Source organism: Spirosoma aerophilum (genome assembly GCF_054782495.1).
In genome coordinates this window covers 660943-684866 of the sequence record NZ_BAAGSJ010000017.1, presented here as the reverse complement: position 1 = coordinate 684866, position 23924 = coordinate 660943, and the positions used below count along the sequence as shown (strand labels likewise).

Annotated in this window: 16 protein-coding genes; all 16 read left to right on the top strand. The window is 53.5% G+C overall.

Annotated features, from left to right (window positions below):
• Window positions 1-82 precede the first annotated feature (82 nt).
• The 16 genes from ACYVK4_RS25105 (at window position 83) to ACYVK4_RS25030 (ending at window position 23781) form a co-directional block, all read left to right on the top strand.
• Window positions 83-1759 (top strand): glycoside hydrolase family 43 protein, encoded by a 1677-nt coding sequence (locus tag ACYVK4_RS25105; RefSeq protein ID WP_461130319.1) that lies wholly within the window; start codon window positions 83-85, stop codon window positions 1757-1759.
• Between the two features lie 187 nt (window positions 1760-1946).
• Window positions 1947-4229: a glycoside hydrolase family 127 protein gene (locus tag ACYVK4_RS25100; protein ID WP_461130318.1), complete on the top strand. Its 2283-nt coding sequence runs from the start codon at window positions 1947-1949 to the stop codon at window positions 4227-4229.
• Between the two features lie 30 nt (window positions 4230-4259).
• On the top strand, window positions 4260-4781 hold the full coding sequence (locus ACYVK4_RS25095; protein ID WP_461130317.1) for a VOC family protein: 522 nt from the start codon (window positions 4260-4262) through the stop codon (window positions 4779-4781).
• 262 nt (window positions 4782-5043) lie between these two features.
• A complete protein-coding gene (locus tag ACYVK4_RS25090) occupies window positions 5044-6618 on the top strand; it encodes a glycoside hydrolase family 43 protein (RefSeq protein WP_461130316.1) in 1575 nt (524 codons plus the stop codon).
• A gap of 13 nt (window positions 6619-6631) precedes the next feature.
• Complete coding sequence (locus ACYVK4_RS25085) at window positions 6632-8590, top strand: glycoside hydrolase family 97 protein (RefSeq protein ID WP_461130315.1); 1959 nt, start codon at window positions 6632-6634, stop codon at window positions 8588-8590.
• Window positions 8591-8658: 68 nt separating this feature from the next.
• Window positions 8659-9513, top strand: coding sequence for a sialate O-acetylesterase (locus ACYVK4_RS25080; RefSeq protein ID WP_461130314.1), 855 nt, complete (start codon window positions 8659-8661; stop codon window positions 9511-9513).
• Window positions 9514-9629: 116 nt separating this feature from the next.
• The gene (locus ACYVK4_RS25075) at window positions 9630-10553 is read left to right on the top strand and encodes an alpha/beta hydrolase (protein ID WP_461130313.1); all 924 of its coding nucleotides are present in this window, start codon (window positions 9630-9632) and stop codon (window positions 10551-10553) included.
• A 64-nt stretch (window positions 10554-10617) separates the two neighbouring features.
• Entirely contained in the window at window positions 10618-12288 is a 1671-nt protein-coding gene (locus ACYVK4_RS25070; protein WP_461130312.1) for a GH39 family glycosyl hydrolase, read from the top strand.
• Between the two features lie 10 nt (window positions 12289-12298).
• Window positions 12299-14395 carry an alpha-L-fucosidase gene (locus tag ACYVK4_RS25065; RefSeq protein ID WP_461130311.1) on the top strand — a complete coding sequence of 699 codons (2097 nt, stop codon included), beginning with the start codon at window positions 12299-12301 and terminating at the stop codon, window positions 14393-14395.
• Window positions 14396-14462: 67 nt separating this feature from the next.
• Entirely contained in the window at window positions 14463-15590 is a 1128-nt protein-coding gene (locus ACYVK4_RS25060; protein ID WP_461130310.1) for an esterase, read from the top strand.
• Between the two features lie 66 nt (window positions 15591-15656).
• Complete coding sequence (locus ACYVK4_RS25055) at window positions 15657-16823, top strand: alpha/beta hydrolase-fold protein (RefSeq protein WP_461130309.1); 1167 nt, start codon at window positions 15657-15659, stop codon at window positions 16821-16823.
• A 14-nt stretch (window positions 16824-16837) separates the two neighbouring features.
• A complete protein-coding gene (locus ACYVK4_RS25050; RefSeq protein WP_461130308.1) occupies window positions 16838-17992 on the top strand; it encodes an alpha/beta hydrolase-fold protein in 1155 nt (384 codons plus the stop codon).
• A 25-nt stretch (window positions 17993-18017) separates the two neighbouring features.
• Entirely contained in the window at window positions 18018-19124 is a 1107-nt protein-coding gene (locus ACYVK4_RS25045) for an alpha/beta hydrolase-fold protein (protein WP_461130307.1), read from the top strand.
• 107 nt (window positions 19125-19231) lie between these two features.
• Complete coding sequence (locus ACYVK4_RS25040) at window positions 19232-20491, top strand: glycosyl hydrolase family 8 (RefSeq protein WP_461130306.1); 1260 nt, start codon at window positions 19232-19234, stop codon at window positions 20489-20491.
• Between the two features lie 27 nt (window positions 20492-20518).
• Window positions 20519-21670: an alpha/beta hydrolase-fold protein gene (locus tag ACYVK4_RS25035; RefSeq protein WP_461130305.1), complete on the top strand. Its 1152-nt coding sequence runs from the start codon at window positions 20519-20521 to the stop codon at window positions 21668-21670.
• Window positions 21671-21858: 188 nt separating this feature from the next.
• Complete coding sequence (locus ACYVK4_RS25030) at window positions 21859-23781, top strand: alpha/beta hydrolase-fold protein (RefSeq protein ID WP_461130304.1); 1923 nt, start codon at window positions 21859-21861, stop codon at window positions 23779-23781.
• Window positions 23782-23924: the final 143 nt, after the last annotated feature.

Here is a 23924-nt window from a genome sequence, read left to right as displayed (position 1 = left end):
TTTTCAAGGAGAGACGGTCGGGGTGGGGTAGAACATCGTACAACAATTACACAAGCCATTATATTAACCCAAAACAAACCTCATGAGAAACCGCCTTTTCTCGATTCTTTTAGTAGCCCTTAGTCTGCTTTCAATGCACAGGAGTTTCGCCCAAACCACCCTCACCAACCCCATCCTGACGGGCTTCTACCCCGATCCGAGCATTGTGCGGGTGGGGCCTGATTATTACTCGGTGCACTCTACGTTTTCGTATTTCCCGGGTTTGCCCATCATGCACAGCCGTGATCTGAAAAACTGGAAGCAAATCGGCAATGTGATCAACCGACCTTCGCAAATGGAGTTCATGGGCGAGCGGATGACGCGCGGGTTATTTGCCCCCGCCATCACGTACTACAAGGGGACGTACTACGTGACCTGTACCGATATTGACCATGATGGAAATTTCGTCGTAACGGCCAAAAATCCGGGGGGACCTTACAGCAATCCGGTAAAAATTCCGCAGGTAAAAGGCATTGACCCTTCCATTTATTTCGATGAAGAGACCGACAAAGCCTATATCATTTACAACAGCGATGCGCCTGACCGCAAACCGCTCTATTCGGGACATCGCACCATCCGAATGTATGCGTTTGACTACAAGAATCTGACGGTAATGGGCGAAGAAAAGCAACTGGTGAACGGGGGCGTCGATCTGTCTAAAAAACCGGTTTGGATTGAAGGACCCCATATTTTAAAGCATAACGGTTGGTACATCCTGTATGCGGCCGAAGGCGGAACCTCCGTCAATCACTCGCAGGTAGCCCTCCGCAGCAAAGATATTTGGGGACCTTATGTACCATTCGAAGGCAATCCGGTGCTGACGCAACGAGGCCTACCGGCCGACCGGCCCAACCCGATCACATCGGCGGGGCACGCTCAGTTTATCGAAGGCCCCGACGGCAACTGGTATTCGATCTTCCTGGCGGTGCGTCCGTACGAGGGCGATTTTTATAATACAGGCCGCGAAATGTTCATTGCTCCGCTGACGTGGGTAAACGATTGGCCGATGATCGAACACGGCGAAAAAGCCATTGAATACCAGTACAAAACCAACATTAAAGAGGTTAAACAGAAAGGAGCTTTACCGCAAAACGGTAACTTTGGGTACACGATGATGTTCGACAAAGGGCTTGATTTGTCGATGCTTTTTTTGAGAACGGTGGATAGCAGTTCGTTTAAAACGTCAAAGGCCAATGGGCTCACGCTTACCCTAAAGCCGGAAACAATTTCAGAAGCAGGAAATCCGTCGTTTGTCGGGAAGCGGCAGCAACACTTATACAGCAGCGCCGAAACCGAAGTGACTTTTTCACCAAAATCGGATAATGAAAAAGCGGGTCTGGTAATTTTTCAGGACGAACGCCATTTTTACTTCGCGGCCAAATCGAAAAACGCAGGGAAAGACGTGATTCAGTTGTTCAAGAGTAAAGACAAAACCCTTGAATTAGTCACTGAAGTCCCTTTATCGTCAGCCGCTGCCAGGGTGGATTTCAAAATACAGTCGGCCGGTGCCTTGTACAGTTTCTATTACTCGACCGATGGAAAAAACTGGAACTTGCTAAAAGACCAGGTTGACGGCAAGTTTTTGAGCACCAAAGTCGCCAACAGCTTCATTGGCTGCGTGTATGGCTTATATGCGACGTCATCTGGCGACAAATCTGACAATTCGGCTTCGTTCAAGTACCTCAAATACAAAGGCGACGACCCGATGTATACGAAGTAAACGAAGCGAGTCCGGACTAACGCTCATTAATGTGCTGTCAGTTTCTTAAAACTGACATGGTAGGTTTCTAAAGCCTACCATGTCAGGCTATCAACAGAGCGAGGTTTTGAGAAACCTCGCTGGTCAGTTTTAAGAAACTGACCACACAGCAGCCTACAAACTCGATGATTAAAACACAACGTTACCCTTGAAGACAAACCTATTATATACGGCCCTACTCTTTCTGCTCAGTCTTTCCACGCTGGCGCAGATGCAGCCGTTTGCCTTGCAGGATGTTAAACTGACGGGCGGACCGTTCAAGAATGCCCAGGATGTTGACCTCAAGTATATCCTGGCGCTGAACCCGGATAAACTGCTGGCTCCATACCTGATCGACGCGGGCATACCGGTGAAAGCCCCGCGTTACGGCAACTGGGAAAGCTCGGGACTGGACGGCCACATCGGCGGGCATTACCTGTCGGCGCTGGCGATGATGTATGCGTCGACCGGCAATACCGAAACGAAAAAACGGCTCGATTACATGATCGGTCAACTGGCGCAATGTCAGGCGAAAAACGGCAATGGCTATGTGGGTGGTATTCCGCAGGGTAAGGTGTTCTGGGAGCGGATTCATAAAGGCGATATCGACGGCAGCAGCTTTGGCCTGAATAACACCTGGGTGCCGCTGTACAACATTCACAAGCTGTTTGCCGGTCTGCGCGATGCGTATGAGTACGCCGGAAACCAGCAGGCCAAACAGGTGCTGATCGGGCTGGGCGATTGGTTCGTTGACCTCATCAAACCGCTGTCTGACGACCAAATTCAGCAGGTGTTACGCACCGAGCACGGCGGCATTAACGAAACGTTTGCGGACCTATATATCCTCACGAAGGACAAGAAATACCTTGAAACGGCGCAGCGGATTTCGCACCGGGCTATTCTGGAACCCCTGTTGGCACATCAGGACAAACTAACCGGCCTACACGCCAACACGCAGATTCCGAAGGTGATTGGATTCGAGAAAATTGCCACGCTGACGGGTAAGACCGACTGGTCGGACGCGGCTCAGTATTTCTGGCAGAACGTATCACAAACGCGCTCGGTGGCGTTTGGCGGCAACAGCGTCCGGGAGCATTTTAACCCCACGACCGATTTCAGCCAGATGTTACGGTCGAATCAGGGCCCGGAAACCTGCAATTCGTTTAACATGCTCCGGCTGAGCAAAGCCCTGTTCCTGGACAAGAACGACGTAAGCTACCTGGACTTCTACGAACGGTCGCTCTACAACCATATCCTGTCGAGCCAGCACCCCTCAACAGGCGGGTTTGTGTATTTCACGCCCATTCGGCCCAACCATTACCGGGTCTATTCACAGCCCGAAACGAGCATGTGGTGCTGCGTGGGCTCGGGTATTGAGAACCACACCAAATACGGGGAATTGATCTACAGCCACTCGGACGATGGCCTGTTTGTCAACCTGTTCATTCCATCGACGGTGAACTGGGCAGACAAAAAGCTCAAGTTGACCCAGGGCACCGGGTTTCCCTACCAGAACCAATCTGAACTGATCGTTGAGACCACAAAACCACAGGAATTTTCACTGAATATCCGCTACCCGAAATGGGCCGAAAACCTGGAAGTTTTGGTGAATGGCAAGGCGCAGACCGTTACCGGAAAGCCAGCCAGTTACGTTGCCGTTCACCGAAAATGGAAATCGGGCGATACAGTAACCGTCCGGTTCAAGACCTCGACGCGGCTGGAGTATTTGCCCGATGGCTCGAACTGGGCGGCTTTTGTCAACGGCCCCATCGTACTGGCGGCCAAAACGTCGACTGCCGACCTGAAAGGCCTTTTTGCCGACGACAGCCGAATGGGCCACGAGACCAAAGGCAGGCTGTTCCCCATTAACGAGGCCTATGCGTTGGTTGGCGACCCGGCAACGTATCTGAACCGGATAAAACCAACGGAGAACCTACGCTTTGCCCTGGATTCGCTCACGCTGCAACCGTTTTACGAGGTACACGACGCCCGTTACCAGATGTATTTTCAGACGTTTTCGCAGGCAGCCTACGACGAGCAGAAAGCCCGATTGAAACAGCAGGAAGCGGAAGCCATAGCCCTCGAAGCGCTGACGGTCGATAAGGTGAATTGTGGCGAACAGCAACCCGAAGTTGACCACCAGTATAAAGGAGAAAAGAGTGAATCGGGCTACGATGATGAGCAGTTCTGGCGTCGAACCCGGTCGTATATCGCCTATCAGCTACAGAACAAAAACCGGACGGGTAAATACATTGACATACTTGCTTTGGATGATACCAAGCCGGGCACTACTCAGTTTATAATCAACGAAAAGCCGGCTGAAATTCTTTCCAGAGCGGGTAAAACAATTCGATTAAAAGCCGATAACAGCGATGTAATCACGCTGACCATCGAAGCTCAGAACGGAACCAACACCCCTCGCTTTCACCAAATCAGACTTGTAACAAATTAACAAATGCCTCTTTTCAACAGGACCAGAACCATGACGATTATCTATAAATGTGTCAGAACAACACTATTTGTCTTTTTGTGTGCCCTAAGCGCTCAGGCACAATCCAATTTTACCAGCAAAACGATTGGTATTGGCGTTGTAGTAGCTGACCTTGACCGCTCGGTTGATTTTTACGTGAATGGCATTGGCATGGTCAAAACGGGCAGCTTTACGATCAACGAAGATTTCGGCAAACGCTCCGGTCTGACCAACGGCGTGGCCACGAACGTAACCATGCTGAAACTCGAAAACAGTCCCGAGGCTACCGACTGGAAACTGATGAGCTTTGGCAAAAAAGCGTCGCACCCAAAGCCGAAATACATTCAGGACGATACGGGAATGCAATACATCACCATCCAGGTGAAAGCCCTGCAACCCATCATCGACCGCCTGACGAAAATGAACGTGCCATTTCTGGGCAGCACACCCACGCCCCTGAACGATAAAGCCCATTTCGTTTTCGTGCAGGACCCCGATGGGAATTTTATTGAGTTGATCGGGCCGCTGCAATAGAGCTACCGATCTGAAATCTGATAACATACATTTTGAACGGGGTTTATACGATTAGTTTGCCCTTCTTTCTTTAATAGTGTAAGTGTTTTGAGGCCTTCAACCCCAACCCCTTTTTTTAGGGGAGGGGCTTAGTAACGAGGTCCCCTTTTTCTAGCCCGGCAGCGGCCGACCGTCTCCCCTTTTTTTAGGGGAGGGGTTGGGGTGGGGTTGAAGACCGCACTATTTACAACCATTGACTTAACTCATTCAGTCTTTAGAAGAGATGCCAACCCTCATTGCCCGCTATAGCTTACTCGCCTGCCTACTGCTGTTCAGGTATGTTGCTACTAACGCCCAAACGGCCCGGAACCCGGTCATTTTTGCCGATGTACCCGACATGGCCATGATTCGGGTCGGTAAAACCTACTACATGAGCAGTACCACCATGCACCTGAGTCCGGGCCTGCCGATCATGAAGTCAAACGACCTGATTAACTGGCAGTTGGTTGGCTACGCCTACGATACGCTGACGAGCGTTGACGCAATGAGCCTGAACAATGGCAAGAGCACCTACGGGCGTGGGTCGTGGGCCAGTAGCCTACGGTATCATAACGGCACGTGTTACGCGACGACCTTCGCCCAAACCAGTGGCAGAACCCATGTATACACCACCAAAAACATAGAAAAAGGGCCTTGGAAAGAAGTATCGTTCAAACCGTCTTACCACGACCATAGCCTGTTTTTCGACGACGATGGTCGAACGTATCTGATCTACGGCGCGGGTAAACTCCGGCTGGTCGAACTGAACGCTGATGCGTCGGGGGTGAAACCCGGCACGACGGAACAGGTGATTATCGAAAACGCCAGCACGCCATCCGGTACCGGTGGCGGACTGCCCGCCGAAGGGTCGCAGCTGTTCAAAGTGAAGGGCAAATATTACCTGTTCAATATTTCGTGGCCACGGGGCGGCATGCGGACGGTGATCATTCACCGGGCCGACAAAATCACCGGGCCGTGGGAAGGGCGTGTAGCCTTGCAGGATAAGGGTGTGGCACAAGGCGGGCTGATCGACACACCCGATGGCCGCTGGTTCGCGTATCTGTTCCGTGATTTTGGTGGCGTGGGCCGCATCCCCTATCTGGTGCCCGTTGAGTGGAAAGACGGCTGGCCGGTGCTGGGCGAAAATGGCAAAGTACCCGAAACGCTCGACCTTCCCGCCAGCAAAGGCCTGATCCCCGGCATCGTCAACTCCGACGAATTTACCCGCAAAAAAGGCGATTCCGCCCTGCCGCTGGTTTGGCAGTGGAATCACAACCCCGACAACGGCCTTTGGTCGGTTTCGGAGCGAAAAGGATTCCTGCGTCTGAAAACCGGCCGGACCGACACCTCGTTTGTGATGGCCCGCAACACCCTTACCCAGCGTACCATCGGTCCCGAATGCGCCGGGTCGACGATGCTCGATGTGTCGAACCTGAAAGACGGCGACTTCGCCGGGCTGAGCCTGTTGCAAAAGAACTACGGACTGGTGGGTGTGAAGGTCGAAAATGGCAGTCGGTCGATTGTGATGGTCAGTGCCAGTTCCGGGAAACCGATGGAGGTGCAGCGCGTTCCGCTGGTTCAAAAAACGGTCTTCCTGAAAGCCGAATGTGATTTCCGTGACCGGAAAGACACCGCCCATTTCTTTTACAGCCTCGATGGCAAAGCGTGGACGGCCATTGGCGAGCCGCTTAAAATGCCCTATACCATCCCGCACTTCATGGGCTATCGCTTTGGACTGTTTAACTACGCTACCCAGGCTGTGGGCGGTTTTGCTGACTTCGACTACTTCCGGATTTCCCCTTCAATTTCCGGAAAATGAAGCCCAATTCTTTATGAAAAATAACATGCACTATACGGCCTTACTTTTCCTGCTCTTGTCTTTTTGGGCTAGCGCTCAAACCACTAATTCGGTGGTGAGCAGCCCGGACGGAAAATTAATGGTAACGGTATCACTGGAAAATGGCAAACCAGTCTACAGCGTTTCGCTTAGCGGCAAATCGTTTCTGTCTAAATCACCGCTAGGGCTGAAGACAAACGTGGGTGATTTTTCCGAGGGGCTGGCTCTGGGGAAAGCAGCCACAATTACCAAAATCGATAAGTCATACGAGTTGCCAAATATCAAGAAAGGCAAGGTGCATCATGTCGCGAATGAGAGCACTATTTCGTACTCGAAAGACAATCTTTCTGCAATTGATATCACGTTCAGGGTGAGCAATACCGATGTGGCGTTTAAGTACAAAGTGTACCCACAAAAAGCATCGCGTTCCTGCGTTATCAATGAAGAAAAAACGGGTTTTGCACTGCCCGCCGGAACAACCACGTTTCTCTCGGCGCAAAGCAAAGCGATGGTGGGTTTTGCCCGAACGATGCCCAGCTACGAGATTCCCTATACGGTCGACGATACGCTGGGCGAAAACGGCCGGGGCAACGGCTACACCTTTCCCTGCCTGTTCAAAGTCAATACCAACGGCTGGGTGTTGATTTCAGAAACGGGCGTCGACAGCCGGTACTGCGGGAGCCGCCTGATGGGTCATGCGGATGGGGTCTACACGATTGGCTTCCCGATGCCGGACGAAAACAACGGCATCGGCACCTCTGCACCGGGTATTCCCTTACCCGGCGAAACACCCTGGCGCACCATTACGGTTGGTGAAACCCTCGCCCCGATAGTGGAAACAACGATACCTTTCGATGTCGTCGAACCACGTTATGAGGCTTCTCAAAAATACGACTATACCAAGGGTTCGTGGAGCTGGATCATTGGCATGGATGGCCGAACAGTCTACGAGGAACAGGTTCGATACATCGACTTCAGCGCGGCCATGGGCTACAAAACCATCTTGATCGATGCCCTTTGGGACACGCAGATCGGTCGTGATAAAATAGCTGACCTGGCCAAATACGGGGCCGGCAAAGGCGTTAGCCTGTATTTGTGGTACAACTCCAACGGCTACTGGAACGACGCGCCACAAGGGCCACGGGGTATTATGGATAACACCATTGCCCGTCGCAAAGAAATGGCCTGGATGAAAAGCATCGGAGTAAAAGGAATTAAGGTCGACTTTTTCGGCGGTGACAAGCAGGAGACGATGAAGCTGTACGAAGACATCCTGTACGACGCCAACGATTATGGAATCCTGTGCATTTTCCACGGCTCGACACTGCCTCGCGGCTGGGAGAAAATGTACCCCAACTATGCGGCAAGCGAAGCCGTGTTAGCCAGCGAAAATCTTGCTTTCTCGCAACGAAGCTGCGATATGGAAGCGTTCAACGCTACTATTCACCCGTTTATCCGCAACACGGTGGGCAGCATGGACTTTGGCGGTAGTGCCCTGAACAAATTCTATAATGCGAACAACACGCCAAACCGGGGCTCCAAACGAGTGACGTCTGATGTGTACGCGCTGGCAACAGCAGTATTATTTCAGAGTGCCGTGCAGCATTTTGCCCTGGCCCCAAACAACCTCACCGACGCACCGGCCTGGGCCATCGACTTTATGAAAACCGTGCCGACTACCTGGGATGAAGTTCGTTACATCGACGGCTATCCGGGCCGGTACGTGGTGCTGGCTCGTCGGCAGGGCACCAAATGGTATGTCGCCGGTGTAAATGCCCAGAAAGTGCCCCTCAAACTAAAAGTAAAACTCCCCATGATTGCCGCCGGTGCCGAGTATAGACTATACAGCGATGATGCGCAATTAATGGGTAGCGTAACGACAGCAAAACTGCCGAAAAATCAGGAAGTAGACTGGACAATCCCGACAAACGGGGCCGCCCTGCTAGTGAATTGATCAGGCGGAAAGTCTGAATTTGCCAATGGCAAGTAGTAGTAACGTATTTTCCTAAACCGAGTAACCCCATGAAAAAGAGAACAAACGGCCTCCTGTTGATCGGGCTCTTTCTGTTAAGCCTGAACGCCGTTGCCCAGGACAAGAATTTTTACATTTTCCTTTGTTTCGGGCAATCGAACATGGAGGGAAATGCTAAAATTGAAGCCCAGGACACCGTCAATGTAAACCCCCGTTTCCAAGTGATGGAAGCCGTCGACTGCCCGGCCATCAATAGAACGAAAGGAAACTGGTACACCGCCAAACCACCCCTCTGCCGCTGCCGGACGGGCCTGACTCCCGCCGATTATTTTGGTCGTGAACTGGTAGCCAACCTACCCGAAAAGGTCAGAATTGGTGTCATCAACGTGGCCGTTGGCGGCTGTAAGATCGAGCTGTTCGACAAAGATCAGTACGAATCATACACCGCTAATGTGCCGGGCTGGATGAAGAATTTCATTGGCGAATACGGCGGAAACCCCTACGCCCGGCTGGTCGAGATGGCAAAACTGGCGCAGAAAGACGGCGTCATCAAAGGCATTCTGCTGCATCAGGGTGAGTCGAACACGGGCGACACGCTCTGGACCAAAAAGGTGAAGGTCGTGTACGACAACCTGATGAATGACCTGGACCTGAAGCCTAAAAAAGTGCCGCTCCTGGCGGGCGAAACGGTCAACGCCGACCAGAACGGCAAATGTGCGAGCATGAACAGGATCATTGCCACGCTCCCCCAAACGATCAAAAATGCCCACGTGATTTCGTCGGCGGGCTGCACCGATTCGGCCGATGACCTGCACTTCAATACCGCCGGTTACCGGGAGTTAGGGAAACGATATGCGACGCAGATGCTGTCCTTGCTGGGGTATAAACAGACGGCTGGCAACTAAGAAGACCGAAAGCCATTGTTTTGTCAGGCTGAGGAACGAAGCCTCTACGGTAAGCTCCAGTCAGATACACCGTTTCTCAGCCTGACAAAACACCAAATAAAATTTAGCTCGTTACCATGAAACGCTTCAACTTACCCTATACGTACACCCTGGCTACGTTGGCCTGTTGGCTGATGACGGCATCATTGACAGCCAATGCGCAGGAGATCATCCCGCTCTACTCAGGTACCGTTCCCAATTCGAAAACATCTGATATACAGGAAACGGGTGCGGAAACGGGTGTTCTGAAGGGAATAACCAAGCCAACACTGGAATACTTCAAACCAGCCCCAGACAAAGCCTCCGGCGCGGCAGTCATCATCATTCCCGGTGGTGGCTATGGCGTGGTCGTGTATAAAGGCGAGGGCGTGACAACGGCAAAAGCGCTGGCTGAAAAGGGCGTGGCGGCTTTCGTGCTGAAGTACCGGCTTCCCAGCGATGCCATCATGGCCGATAAGAAAATCGGACCCTTGCAGGATGCACAGCAGGCAATTAAACTGGTCCGGGAAAATGGGGCCAAATGGGGCATTGATCCCAACAAAGTAGGCATCATGGGCTTTTCGGCAGGTGGTCATCTGGCCTCGACAGCGGCTACGCATTTCGAAAAAGCGTATGTCGATAACGTCGGCAATACCAGCCTGCGGCCCGACTTTCAGATTCTGGTGTATCCGGTCATCAGCATGCGGGATAGCCTGACGCACGGCGGCTCGCACGATGCTTTGCTCGGAAAAAGTCCATCGCAGGCCGACGCAGAGCTGTTTTCCAATGAGCTTCAGGTGCGCGCCAACACGCCCCCAACCTACCTGACCCATGCGGCCGACGATAAACTGGTCGATGTGGACAACAGCATCCTGTATTTCGAAACCTTGCGCCGACAGAAAGTGCCGGTCGAAATGCACGTTTATCCCAAAGGCGACCACGGGTTTATTTTCCGGCACCCCGGCTGGATGGACCCGCTGTTTGCGTGGATGAAACTCAACAACTGGCTTACCGCCAATTGATATCGTATACCGATTTCGCACCCGCTCTTTCACTCATTAGCTCTTTCGCTCTTTTACGAATCCCATGAACCGCCTATTCCTATTCTGTACGATACTGCTTTGTTGTCGGGTTGCGCTCGCCCAACAGACACCCGTTTCCATTCAGGTGGAGGCAAAACCCGTGGGCGAGATGAAACCGTTCTGGGCGTTTTTCGGCTACGACGAACCCAATTATACGACCCGGAAGGACGGCCAGAAACTCCTGACCGAACTGCAGCAGCTAAGCCCTGTGCCGGTCTACGTCAGAGCGCATAACCTGTTGACATCAAAAGGCGAAAGCCCTGGCCCTGATCTAAAATGGGGTTTCACCGATGCCTACAAAGAAGACGCCAACGGCAAGCCCATTTACAACTGGGTGACGGTCGACAGCATTGTAGATATGTACATCAAACGGGGCATGAAGCCACTGATGGAAATCGGGTTTATGCCCAAAGACTTATCATCGAAACCCGAGCCCTATGCCCATACCTGGAGTAAAAACGGCAACATCTGGACGGGCTGGACATATCCACCCAAAGACTATGACAAATGGCGCGAACTGGTGTACCAATGGGCGAAGCATTCCATCGACCGTTACGGCAAAAAAGAGGTGAGCTCGTGGCTGTGGGAAGTCTGGAACGAGCCCGACATTGGCTACTGGTCCGGTACGTTCGATGAATACTGCCAGACGTACGATTATGCCGCCGACGGTTTGAAACGGGCCTGCCCCGAATGTACCATCGGCGGTCCGCACACTACCAGTCCGCGCAGTGACAAAGCCTACAGCTACCTGACCCGATTCATCGAGCATTGTCTGCGGGGAAAGAACTACGCGACGGGTAAAACCGGCACACCGCTGCAGTACATCGGCTTTCACGCCAAGGGCAACCCGGAAATTGTCGACGGGCATATCCGCATGAATATGGGCGTGCAGTTGAAAGATGTGCAGCGGGCGTTTGAAGCGGTCAACTCGTTCCCGGAATTGAAAAACATACCCATCATCATTGGCGAGTGCGACCCCGAAGGCTGTGCCGCCTGCTCGGCCACGCGTGACCCCAAATACGGCTACCGCAATGGCACCATGTATTCGAGTTATACGGCCTCGTCGTTCGCCCGTATCTACGAACTGATGGACCAGTACAAGGTCAACCTGCGGGGTGCCGTCAGCTGGTCGTTCGAGTTCGAGGATCAGCCGTGGTTTGCCGGTTTCCGCGATCTGGCCACGCATGGCGTCGACAAGCCCGTGCTAAACGTATTTCGGATGTTCGGTCAGATGAATGGGCAACGGCTTTCGGTGCAAACCGGCAACGGGTTGAAGGCGTCTGACATCATCGCCAACGGTGTACGAACCACCAACGACGTGAACGCCATCGCCAGCAAAAGCCAGAACGCAGTTTGTGTGATGGTCTGGAATTATCACGACGATAACGTACCTGGCCCGGCGGCTCCGGTAGAACTGACCGTGAATGGCCTCGGCAAAAACAAGGTGCAGGTTCGCCATTACCGAGTGGATGATCAACACAGCAATTCGTTTGAAGCCTGGAAGTCGATGGGCAGCCCGCAGCAGGTTTCGGCCGCTCAGTACAAGACGCTCGAAAAAGCCGGACAGCTACAGGAACTGGCTCCCCCAACCTCGAAAGCCGTTTCCAATGGCAAAACGACGTTAACCTTCGACCTGCCCCGGCAGGGTGTATCCTTTGTGCAACTGACCTGGTAACGCCTGAATCATGACACTGACCCCCACATCCATATTCGTTCAACTGGCGCTCTGTCTGCTGACAAGTCTTTCCGGATTTGCCCAGCTAGCTCCGCCCCAACCCGTTGGGCCACTTCCGAGTGCGAATCAGTTGCGCTGGCAGAAAATGGAGTATTACGCCTTCATTCATTTTTCGATCAACACCTATACCGACATGGCCTGGGGCCTTGGCAACGAAGACCCGAAGCTGTTTAACCCAACGAAACTGGATTGCCGGCAGTGGGCGCGTATCTGCAAGGAGGCCGGGATGACAGGCATCATTTTTACGGCCAAACACCATAGCGGGTTCTGCCTCTGGCCGTCAAAATACACCGACTATTCTGTCAAGAACGTGCCCTGGCGCAATGGAAAGGGGGATATCGTGCGCGAACTGGCCGCTGCCTGCAAAGAATATGGCCTGAAGTTCGGGGTGTACCTCTCGCCCTGGGACCGGAACCATGCCGCCTATGGCAAGCCCGAGTACATCACCTACTTCCGCAACCAGTTGACCGAACTGCTAACCAACTACGGCGACATTTTTGAAGTCTGGTACGACGGCGCCAACGGTGGGTCGGGCTATTACGGTGGAGCCAACGAGACGCGCAAAATCGACGCCAAAACATACTACGACTGGCCGAATACCTACAAACTCGTGCGGAAGCTCCAGCCCAACATCGTGATCTGGAACGACGGGGGCGACCGGGCCGACCTGCGCTGGGTAGGTACCGAGGCCGGGTACGTTGGCGAAACCAACTGGAGCTTACTGAATGCGACCGGCGACGTGCCAGAGGAGATGTTACGCCACGGCGTCGAAAACGGCAATGCCTGGGTGCCGGGCGAAGTGAATACCTCCATCCGGCCCGAGTGGTTCTATCATGAACGGGAAGACCGTAAGGTGAAAACGCTGCCCCAACTGATGGACACGTATTACAATTCCATCGGTCGGAACGGGACGTTACTGCTCAATTTTCCGATCATGCCCAACGGCCTGATTCACGAGTTAGACGAAAAAGCCGTGCAGGTCTTCGCCAAAGCGAGGAAAGAAGCCTTTGCCGTAAATCTGGCTAAAAATGCGAAAGTAACGGCCTCCGAGGTACGCGGGAAAAGCGCGGCATACGACGCCGGCAAAGCCATTGATGCCGATCTGGAGAGCTTTTGGGGCACGGATAATAATGTGCGCAGGGCATCGCTGACGCTGAACTTCAATAAACCCACGACGTTCAATCGCTTTCTGGTGCAGGAGCCCATTCGCCTGGGGCAACGGGTCAAATCATTCAAAGTCGAGGCTCTGGTTGATGGTAACTGGAAAGAGATTGACAAACAAACGACCATTGGCTATAAACGTATTCTGCGTTTCCCGACCGTCGAGGCCACGCAACTGCGCCTGACAATTCTTGACGCCAAAGGCAGCCCGTTGATCTCAAATCTGGCGGTGTACAATGCCCCTCTGATTCTGTCGCCCCCGGTCATTACCCGCAATCAGGCGGGCGACATTCAGATCAAGCCGGGCGACACTGAATCGGAACTGTATTACACGCTGGACGGCAGCACCCCAACGGCGAAAGCGACTAAATACACGACTCCGGTGAAAACCAGTGGCGGTAAAGTTGACCTGAAGGCCATTGCTTACAACCCCTTCACGAAACAAAGCAGCGTCGTCAGTGAAGAAAAATTCGACGTCGCCCGCAGTAACTGGAAAATCCTGAGTACCGACGCCAAATCAGCTTATCAGGCACTGGACGGCAACCCCGGCACGTCCTGGCAACAACCCAAAAGCCTGGCCATGCCCGCCGATCTGGTCATCGATCTGGGGAAGGAAGAAAATCTGGTCGGTTTCCGGTACCTGCCCGCCCAGAACTGGTGGGAGGAGGCCAGCATCATTACCCACTACGAGTTTGAGGTGTCGGCCGATAACAAAACCTGGAAACGGGTCAGCGAAGGCGAATTTTCCAACATTAAAAACAGCCCGTTCTGGCAAACCAAACCGTTTACGCCGACCAAAGCCCGATACATTAAACTCCGCGCGTTGAAAAACACCCAGGAGGGATCAGCATCGGGCTACTCGGAAGTAGATGTGATTACCCAGTGAGTAACCCAAACCTATAAGGTCTTAGAGACCTTATAGGTTTTTGAAAACCTAAAACCCTAAACCAACCATGAAACAACAATTACTCCATCGATTCTGGCTCTTCTGGGCCCTGATTAGCCTGTATGCCGGGGCATTAGCCCAGCCACCGGGAGGCCCGGTCGTAGTCTCGCCCCAGGTAAACGCCGATAATACAGTTACGTTTCGGTTGCAGGCTCCGGCCGCCAAAGAGGTGAAGCTGAATGCTCAGTTCGAGAAGGCTCCCGTGGCCATGACCAAAGATCCGCAGGGTGTCTGGAGCGTGACGGTCGGCCCCGTAAAGCCGGATATGTATCCGTATTCGTTTGTGGTGGATGGTATTTCGGTAGCCGATCCCAAAAACTCAGCGATCTTCCCGAACGAAGGGTTTCAGAACAGCGTGGTCGAGATAACCGGTTCAACGCCCCTGGTACATACCCTTCAGAACGTACCTCACGGCACGCTGTCATACCGGTATTATACCTCGCCCGAGTTGGGACAACGGCCTGTGGTGGTCTATACGCCACCCGGCTACGAAACTGACACAAAATCAACGTACCCGGTGCTGTACCTGCTTCACGGCACCACGGATCTGGAAGAAACATGGACAAAAGTGGGCCGCGCCAACATCATTCTCGACAACTTGATTGCGCAGCGCAAGGCCAAACCGATGATCATTGTCATGCCCTACGGGCGGGCCTATCCGGTGATCAGCAAATCGTCGGGGAGCCTCCGCAACTGGGATAATCTGCAGGAATTCAAGAAAGATTTTATGGGCAACCTGTTCCCGTTTGTCGAGAAGAACTACCGGGTGAAAAAGGATAAAGACAGCCGGGCCATTGCTGGTTTTTCGGGCGGTGGTGGCGAAACACTCTACCTCGGTCTGAACAACCCTAACCTGTTTAGCTGGGTGTGCGGCTTTGCACCCGGCATGCTGAAAGAGGAGTTCGATCGCAACAACGCCACGGCTTTTGCCAACCCCGCCCAAACCAATCAGCGGCTAAAGCTATTCTGGATCGGCGTTGGGAAAGACGATGGCCTGTACCCGGTCATCAACGACTACCTGAAGGTGCTCGACGAGAAAAAGATCAAACACGAAACCCTGATTTCTGACGGTGGCCATACCTGGATGAACTGCAAGCTCTACCTGTCGACCATTGCTCAGAAATTATTCCAGTAAGCCCTAGACGAGTACCCATTTCCTCAAACCCGACACTGTCTTCAGTGTCATTCTCTGAACGTAGCTATGCACACAAAAACACGAAGACTTCTGCTGCTCGGCTGGTCAGTATGGCTGCTGGCAACCGGACTGGCCGTTGGTCAGCCGCCCCGTGGTCCGCTGGTGGTGTCACCCCAGGTAAACGCGGATAAGACAGTGACCTTCCGTTATCAGGCCCCGCAGGCCAAAGCGGTCGAACTGAGCGCCCAGTTCGAGAAAGCCCCCGTTGCCATGACAAAAGATGCGCAGGGCATCTGGAGCGTGACGGTCGGGCCCGTTAAACCAGACATTTACCCGTACAACTTTCGGGTAGATGGCGTATCCGTGATGGACCCCGCCAACGTCGCGTTCTTCCCCAACGAGCGGTTCAAAGCCAGCCTGGTCGACATACCCGGCGATCAACCGCTGGTTCACGCCATGAAGGACGTACCCCACGGGTCGATCAACTACGAGTATTACCCGTCGATGGAAGGAACAACGGGCTCGCTGGTCGTGTATACGCCACCGGGTTACGATCAAAATCCGTCGAAGAAGTATCCGGTCTATTACCTCATCAGCGGCACGACGGACACCGAAGAGACATTCTTCAAAGTCGGCAAAACGAATCTGATTCTGGACAATCTGCTGGCCGAAGGCAAAGTGAAACCGATGATCATCGTGATGCCGTACGGCAACATCGCGGCTCGGGTGGCTGAGCAAAAAGGAGGGGCAAAACCCGCCGACCCAACCGTTCGCGATGGGGCCGATGCAGTGAAGCGGGCCAACGACTTCACGACGGATCTGGTGAGCAACGTCATTCCGTACGTCGAGAAAAGCTACCGGGCTATTCCTAACCGCGAGAGCCGGGCCATTGGCGGCTTCTCGCGCGGGGGTGGACAAACGCTCCGGGCGGCTTTCAGCAACATGGACAAGTTTGCGTATGTGTGCGCCTACAGTTCGTACCTGTCGCCGGAAGAAATGGAGCGGGACTACAAACCACTGGTTACCAACCCAACCGATACCAACAAGAAATTAAAATTATTGTGGGTTAGCGTGGGGAAAGAGGATTTTTTGTACAAAGACACAGCTGCATTTATGGACTACCTGAAGGCGAAGCAGCTGAATTACAAAAGCCTGATTACCGACGGAGGCCATACCTGGATGAACGTGAAAACGTACGTTGCTGCCACCACGCCACTGCTATTCCAACCCTAAAACCCCTCTGAACTATGAAGACTTTGAAACAGACCGGGGTCTACTCCACTCTCTGCCAAGCGTGGCCCGCACTCTTTGCCAAGCGTGGCCCGCACTCTTTCGCTCTTTCGCTCAGCTTGCTCCTCTGTTCGTCCCTGACGACGCTGGCCCAGCAACGCCCGCCCGCCATCAGTTCGCCCGATGTGCATAAAGACCACAGCATCACGTTCCGGTTCTTTTCCCGAAGCGCGAAAAAGGTGACAGTTTCGGGTGAGTTTCTATCGGCACCCGTCGCCATGACCAAAGACTCGTCGGGCATCTGGAGCGTGACGGTGCCCCCGGTGAAGCCCGACATTTACCCGTACAGCTTTATGGTCGACAGCGTGTCAATTGCCGACCCCAGCAACACGTACATCTTTGCCAATGAACGTTTCAAACGGAGCATTGTCGACGTACCCGGCGATCAGCCGCTGGTGCATTCGTTGCAGAACGTACCCCACGGCAAGATTAGCTACCGCTATTACAAGTCAGGTACGTTGGGCACCACGCGGCAGCTGCTGGTCTACACCCCGCCCGGTTTCAACGCGAATGGCAAGACGAAATACCCGGTGCTGTACCTGATTCACGGCGGTTCCGACACGGAAGAAACGTGGACGAAAGTAGGCCGGGCCAACCTGATTGCCGATAACCTGATCGCGCAGGGCAAGGCCAAGCCGATGCTGATCGTGATGCCCTACGGAAACGTTCGCCCCGCGCCGATGCCTGATTTTACGAAAGATATGGTCAACGACATTGTCCCGTTTGTGGAGGCCAATTACCCGGTCATTACCGAAAGCAAAGGCCGGGCCGTGGCCGGTTTCTCGGTCGGTGGCGGGCAGACGCTCAACATCGGCCTGACCAATCCCGACACGTTTGCGTATGTGTGTTCGTATGCCCCCTACACGGCTACCGAGGAGTTTCAGAAGAACTTTTCGAACTGGTCGCCGGATGCCAGCAAGCTCAACAGCCAACTGAAACTGTTCACTGTCAGCGTCGGTACAGAAGACTTTCTGTACGAGCCGGTGAAGAAGAACATCGCCATGTTTCAGGATAAGAAAATCAAGGTAGAACCGCTGATCGTGCCGGGTGGGCATACCTGGATGAACTGCAAATTGTACCTCGCCAACACCTTGCCTCAGTTGTTTAAATGATTCTATTCCCAAAACCAATAAACCAATGACAATCAAATCAATTGCTTCATTCGTGGTCGCCACGATGATCAGCGTAAGCAGTTTTGCGCAGACAATTCAGGAGGATTTCAAACCCTCTTCACTCAATCAGCCGGGACAGGAATACCCGCAGGTGAATTCGCAGGGCTATGCCCGGTTCCGCATCTATGCCCCGAAAGCCGATAGCGTGAAAGTGAGCCTGGGCCTCGGCGGACGGGGTGGCACCATCCTCAAAAAAGGAGCCGACGGGTACTGGACCGCCACCACCGAAGGGCCTATGGATGAAGGCTTCCACTATTACAACGTAACAATCGACGGTGGGAAGTTCAACGATCCCGGTGCCAAGAATTACTACGGCTCCGTTCGTTGGGAAAGTGGTATTGAGATCCCCGCCCACGATCAGGATTTCTATGCCCTGAAAGACGTACCCCACGGCAACGTACAGCAGATTCTGTTCCCCTCGAAAAGCACCGGTACACCCCGCCGGGCGTTTGTGTACACGCCACCGGGCTACGAAAAAGAAAAGTCGAAGAAGTATCCGGTGCTGTATCTGCAACACGGCTGGGGCGAAGACGAAACGGCCTGGAGCAATCAGGGCCACGCCAACCTGATCATGGATAACCTGATCGCTGAAGGCAAAACCAAACCGTTCATCATCGTGATGACCTACGGCATGACCAACGAAGTGAAGTGGGGCAAAATCCGCGATTTCAAAATCGACGGTTTCCAGACAGTGCTCGTTGACGAACTGATTCCATATGTCGACGCTAACTTCCGGACGATGGCCAACCGGGATAACCGCGCCATGGCGGGCCTGTCGATGGGCGGCATGGAAACGAAAGCGATCACGCTGAACAAGCCGGAGGTGTTTGGCTATTACGGCCTGCTGAGCGGTGGCGTTTACGCACCGGACGATCTTAAGGATAAAGCTAAACCGAAGCTCGTGTTCATCAGCTGCGGCAGCAAAGAGCGGCCCGATGGCGTGAACAAATCTGCCACCGACCTGAAAGCCGCCGGATACAATGCCGTTGCCTACGTATCGGATAAAACAGCCCACGAATTCCTGACCTGGCGCCGTAGCCTGCACGAGATGGCTCCGCTGTTGTTTAAGTAGGCCTGGACCGCCAAACCTATAAGGTCTGATAAGAGACCTTATAGGTTTAATTCAACAGACTCACCCCAGCACGTTACTCGACCAAATCCATGTCACAACCAATACGAATGAAAGAAATATATAAAATCAGTTTCTGGCTGACAGTGGCTGTGTTATTAAGTGGCCAGGGTATCGTTCTGGGGCAGAGCAAAAAGACCGGTCAGCCCAACTACCGGAATCTGTTCCGTGAAGCGGGCTACAAACAGGCCGACATCGATGCGAAGCTGGCGAAAGCGTACCACGACGTTTTTGAAGGGCCGAATAAGGTCTACTTTGAGGTCGGCGATACGATGGCGTACGTGTCGGATGTGAAGAACAAAGATGCCCGGACCGAAGGATTGTCGTACGGGATGATGATCGCCGTTCAACTGAATAAAAAAGACGTGTTCGACCGAATCTGGCGGTGGTCTAAAAAGTACCTGCAACACCAGAGCGGGCCACGGGAAGGGTATTTTGCCTGGAGTATCAACCCGCAGACGATGAAGAAAAACTCGGAAGGGTCGGCGTCGGATGGCGAGTTGTACTACATCACCAGTCTGCTGTTTGCGGCCAACAAGTGGGGCAACAACACCGGTATCAATTATTACGGCGAAGCCCGGCGAATTCTGGACGCGATGTGGAAGAAAGACGGCACCGGCAACATCTATAACCTGATCAACACCGACGCCAAACAGATTTCGTTCGTTCCCGAAGGCGGTAACTACAAATGGACTGATCCGTCTTACCACCTGCCTGCTTTTTACGACGCCTGGGTGCTGTACGCCAAAGACGGGCACGAAGCCTTTTACAAAGAATGCGCCGACACGTCGCGGGTGTTTCTGCACCGGGCCTGCCACCCCGTAACTGGCCTGAACGCCGATTATACGGAGTTCAGCGGCAAACCGCACGACACCCGCTGGTCGGTCTCCGCGTTTCGGTATGATTCATGGCGGGTGCCCATGAACATTGCGATGGATTACACCTGGTCGGGCAAAGACAAAGTCTGGCAGGAAGACTACGCCAAACGGTTCCAGAATTTTCTGCGCTCGAAAGGCATGGACACGTATGAAGACCAATTTAACCTCGACGGCTCCAGACCCGAGACTATCCTTCAGGCCGGACCGGTAAAAAAACTTCGCCACTCGATTGGACTGGTGTCTACATCGGCGACACTATCGCTAATCAACAAGGAGCCCAACAGCCGGGACTTTGTAAAAGCGCTCTGGAATGCCAAGCTGGAGCCGTTCGACGATGGCTATTTCGACCCGTATTACGATGGGCTGCTGTATGTATTCAGCCTGATGCATTTGAGCGGCAAATACCAGATGATTGCACCACAGGGGAAATAATGCCTCAAAATTTCTAAATCCTTACAAATGAAAACGTTACTAACCTTACTCATTGGGGTCGCCATCCTGACGGGATCGGCACACGCCCAAATGGCTGGCGTACCGGCCTCGACCAACATTCCGGGTCAGAAATACCCACAGATCCTGCCCGACAATCGGGTCGTATTTCGGGTGAAAGCGCCCGACGCACGCAAGCTGCAAATTGACCTGGTGAAGAAGTACGACATGGTGAAGGATACGGCTGGCTTCTGGACGGTCACGACGGAGCCAGTCGTGGAAGGCTTCCACTATTACTCGCTCATTGCCGACGGCATCGCCATCTGCGACCCGTCGAGCCAGACGTTCTACGGCATGGGCCGCATGGCCAGCGGCATCGATATCCCGGACAAGGATATGGATTATTACCAGCCCAAAAATGTGCCGCATGGCCAGGTACGTTCTGTCAATTATTACTCCGACATCACCAAAGCGTGGCGCCGGGCTAATGTGTATACACCCCCCGGTTACGACGAGAACACAAAGAAGCGTTACCCGGTAATGTACCTGCAACACGGGTCGGGCGAGGACGAAACGGGCTGGCCAACGCAGGGTAAAATGGACTTTATCCTCGATAACCTGATCGCCGAGGGCAAAGCAACGCCCATGATTGTGGTGATGGAGCGCGGCTACGCTACCGACCCGACGCGCCCCGTTAGTACAACGGTTAGCGGTCCCGCCAGCATGAACGCGAACGTGTTCCCCGAGGTGCTGGTCAAGGAAGTAATCCCGATGATCGACAAGTCGTTCCGCACGCTGACCGACCGCGATAATCGGGCCATGGCAGGGCTATCGATGGGTGGTTTCCAGACGTTCCAGACGACCATGACCAATCTCGACAAGTTTGCCTACATCGGCGGGTTTAGCGGAGCGGGTCGGTTGCAACCTGGTGCCGACATCAAGCAAGCCTACGACGGTGCCTGGGCCGATGCCGACGCGTTTAACAAAAAAATGAAGCTGGTGTACGTGAGCATCGGCACCAAAGAGCCCGAGCGGATGTATACCGGCGTAAAAGGCTTCCATGAATCACTGGAGAAAGCAGGCATCAAGCACGTGTACTATGAGTCGCCGGGTACGTCGCACGAGTGGCAAACCTGGCGCCGGTCACTGCGGCAGTACGCCAGTTTGGTTTTTAAGAAGTAAACCCACTGCTGAAGGATTAAAAGTATTTTTATAAACGGATTACTGCATTACAAACGACTACCCCCAACCCCCTGAAGGGGGCTTACGTTGAGAATAGTCAAGCAGAGCCCCCTTCAGGGGGTTGGGGGTAAAATATCGAAAGACTTCTACTATACTGGCCCAACGGCCTGTCAACCAACCTTAGAATTATGAAACGACTCCTATTACTAGCGACAGCTCTCAGCATTTTTTGCTCTGCCAGTTACGCTCAGAAAATTGAGAAAGAAGGCCCGAAAGGATTCGATCAGCTGCGTTCGGGCATTGCTACCGGCAAGCTGGACTCGATCAGCTACCCATCGAAAACCGTGGGTACCACCCGCAAGGCGCTGGTGTATACCCCGCCGGGCTACAACAAGAAGACCAAATACCCCGTGCTGTATCTGCTCCACGGCATCGGTGGCGATGAGAAAGAATGGCTGAAAGGCGGCAATCCGCAGGTGATTCTGGATAACCTGTACGCCGAAAACAAACTCCAGCCAATGATCGTGGTGATGCCCAATGGCCGCGCGATGAAAGACGACCGGGCCATTGGCAACGTGTTCGAGAAAGACAAAGTGGAAGCGTTCGCGACCTTCGAGAAAGACCTGCTGAACGACCTGATTCCGTTTGTCGAGAAGAAATACCCGACGCTCACCGACCGCGAACACCGCGCCATTGCCGGGCTGTCGATGGGTGGCGGACAATCGCTGAATTTCGGACTGGGCAATCTGGACAAATTTGCCTGGGTGGGTGGTTTCTCGTCGGCCCCCAACACCAAACGGCCCGAAGAACTGGTACCGAATCCCGAAACCGCCAAAAAGCAATTGAAGCTGCTCTGGATTTCGTGCGGAGACGCCGACGGGCTCATCACTTTCAGCAAACGTACCCACGACTATCTGTACGAGCGTAGCGTACCACACATCTACTACGTGGAGCCGGGCGGGCATGACTTCAAGGTCTGGAAAAACGGCCTGTACATGTTCTCGCAATTTCTGTTCAAGCCGGTCGATGTGGCTTCACTAACCAAATACAGCGTGCTGGGAACCCCGGCGGCTACCAACATCCGCAACGCCAAATACCCGCAGATTCTGCCCGACAACCGCGTCGTTTTCCGCGTGAAAGCCCCCAACGCCCAAAAAGTGCAGGTCGACCTCGGCAAGAAATACGACATGGTGAAAGACACCAGCGGCTTCTGGACCGCCACCACCGATTCTGTCAGTCGTGGCTTTCACTACTACTCTGTCCTGATCGACGGGGTTGCCGTTGTTGACCCGGCCAGCGAAACATTCTACGGCATGGGACGTCAGGCGAGCGGTATTGAAATACCGGACAAAGACGCTGGTTTCTATGCCCTGAAAGACGTACCCCACGGCGATATCCGCATCAAACGATACCTGTCAAAAGCAACCAACAGCTGGCGGGAAATGTATGTCTACACCCCACCGGGTTACGACAAATCGACCGACAAATACCCGGTGTTATACCTGCTGCACGGCGGTGGCGAAGATCAGCGCGGCTGGGCTACGCAGGGTAAAACAGATATGATTCTGGACAACCTGATTGCCGAAGGCAAGGCCAAACCGATGGTGATTGCCATGCTCGACGGTAACGTAAGCGCCGGTGGACTGGCAGGTTTCAACGAGAATGTGCTGAAAGCGTTTGAAAACGAACTAAAACTGGCCGCCATTCCCTTCGTGGAGAGCAATTTCCGGGTCGAGACCGACGCCAAAAACCGGGCCCTTGCCGGCCTGTCGATGGGTGGGTTGCAAACGTTGTACGCGGGCATCAAAAACACGAATATGTTCGCCAACCTGGGCGTGTTCAGTTCGGGCTGGTTCGCCAACAACCCCAAACTGACCGACCCACAGTATGCGTTCATGAAAGACAACGCGTCGACCATCAACAGCAACCTCAAGAACCTTTGGATTTCGATGGGCGGTAAAGAAGATATCGCTTACCAGAACTGTCAGGTCATGATGAAGAAGTTCGACGAGATGGGTGTCAAGTACAACTACAGCGAATACGCCGGTGGCCATACCTGGCCGGTCTGGCGGCACGATCTGATGCAGTTTAGTCAGGTGCTGTTCAAGTAGGAAGTAATTTGAGGTAATTATGCCGGCTAACTGAGCCAGTTGCCCCACCTGAAGGGGTACACTCAAGTCGGCAACCACGCTGTCCGAATCTGGCTCAGCGCGTCGGCATTCGCTCAGTGAATGTGTTGATGATGGCACGTATC

Excerpts from the sequence above, each read along its gene's own strand:
- ACYVK4_RS25030 (WP_461130304.1), top strand. The coding sequence starts at position 21,859 with ATGAAACGACTCCTATTACTAGCGACAGCTCTCAGCATTTTTTGCTCT.
- ACYVK4_RS25085 (WP_461130315.1), top strand. The coding sequence starts at position 6,632 with ATGAAAAATAACATGCACTATACGGCCTTACTTTTCCTGCTCTTGTCT.
- ACYVK4_RS25045 (WP_461130307.1), top strand. The coding sequence starts at position 18,018 with ATGACAATCAAATCAATTGCTTCATTCGTGGTCGCCACGATGATCAGC.
- ACYVK4_RS25080 (WP_461130314.1), top strand. The coding sequence starts at position 8,659 with ATGAAAAAGAGAACAAACGGCCTCCTGTTGATCGGGCTCTTTCTGTTA.
- ACYVK4_RS25095 (WP_461130317.1), top strand. The coding sequence starts at position 4,260 with ATGACGATTATCTATAAATGTGTCAGAACAACACTATTTGTCTTTTTG.
- ACYVK4_RS25035 (WP_461130305.1), top strand. The coding sequence starts at position 20,519 with ATGAAAACGTTACTAACCTTACTCATTGGGGTCGCCATCCTGACGGGA.
- ACYVK4_RS25065 (WP_461130311.1), top strand. The coding sequence starts at position 12,299 with ATGACACTGACCCCCACATCCATATTCGTTCAACTGGCGCTCTGTCTG.
- ACYVK4_RS25055 (WP_461130309.1), top strand. The coding sequence starts at position 15,657 with ATGCACACAAAAACACGAAGACTTCTGCTGCTCGGCTGGTCAGTATGG.
- ACYVK4_RS25105 (WP_461130319.1), top strand. The coding sequence starts at position 83 with ATGAGAAACCGCCTTTTCTCGATTCTTTTAGTAGCCCTTAGTCTGCTT.
- ACYVK4_RS25050 (WP_461130308.1), top strand. The coding sequence starts at position 16,838 with ATGAAGACTTTGAAACAGACCGGGGTCTACTCCACTCTCTGCCAAGCG.
- ACYVK4_RS25040 (WP_461130306.1), top strand. The coding sequence starts at position 19,232 with ATGAAAGAAATATATAAAATCAGTTTCTGGCTGACAGTGGCTGTGTTA.
- ACYVK4_RS25070 (WP_461130312.1), top strand. The coding sequence starts at position 10,618 with ATGAACCGCCTATTCCTATTCTGTACGATACTGCTTTGTTGTCGGGTT.
- ACYVK4_RS25060 (WP_461130310.1), top strand. The coding sequence starts at position 14,463 with ATGAAACAACAATTACTCCATCGATTCTGGCTCTTCTGGGCCCTGATT.
- ACYVK4_RS25090 (WP_461130316.1), top strand. The coding sequence starts at position 5,044 with ATGCCAACCCTCATTGCCCGCTATAGCTTACTCGCCTGCCTACTGCTG.
- ACYVK4_RS25075 (WP_461130313.1), top strand. The coding sequence starts at position 9,630 with ATGAAACGCTTCAACTTACCCTATACGTACACCCTGGCTACGTTGGCC.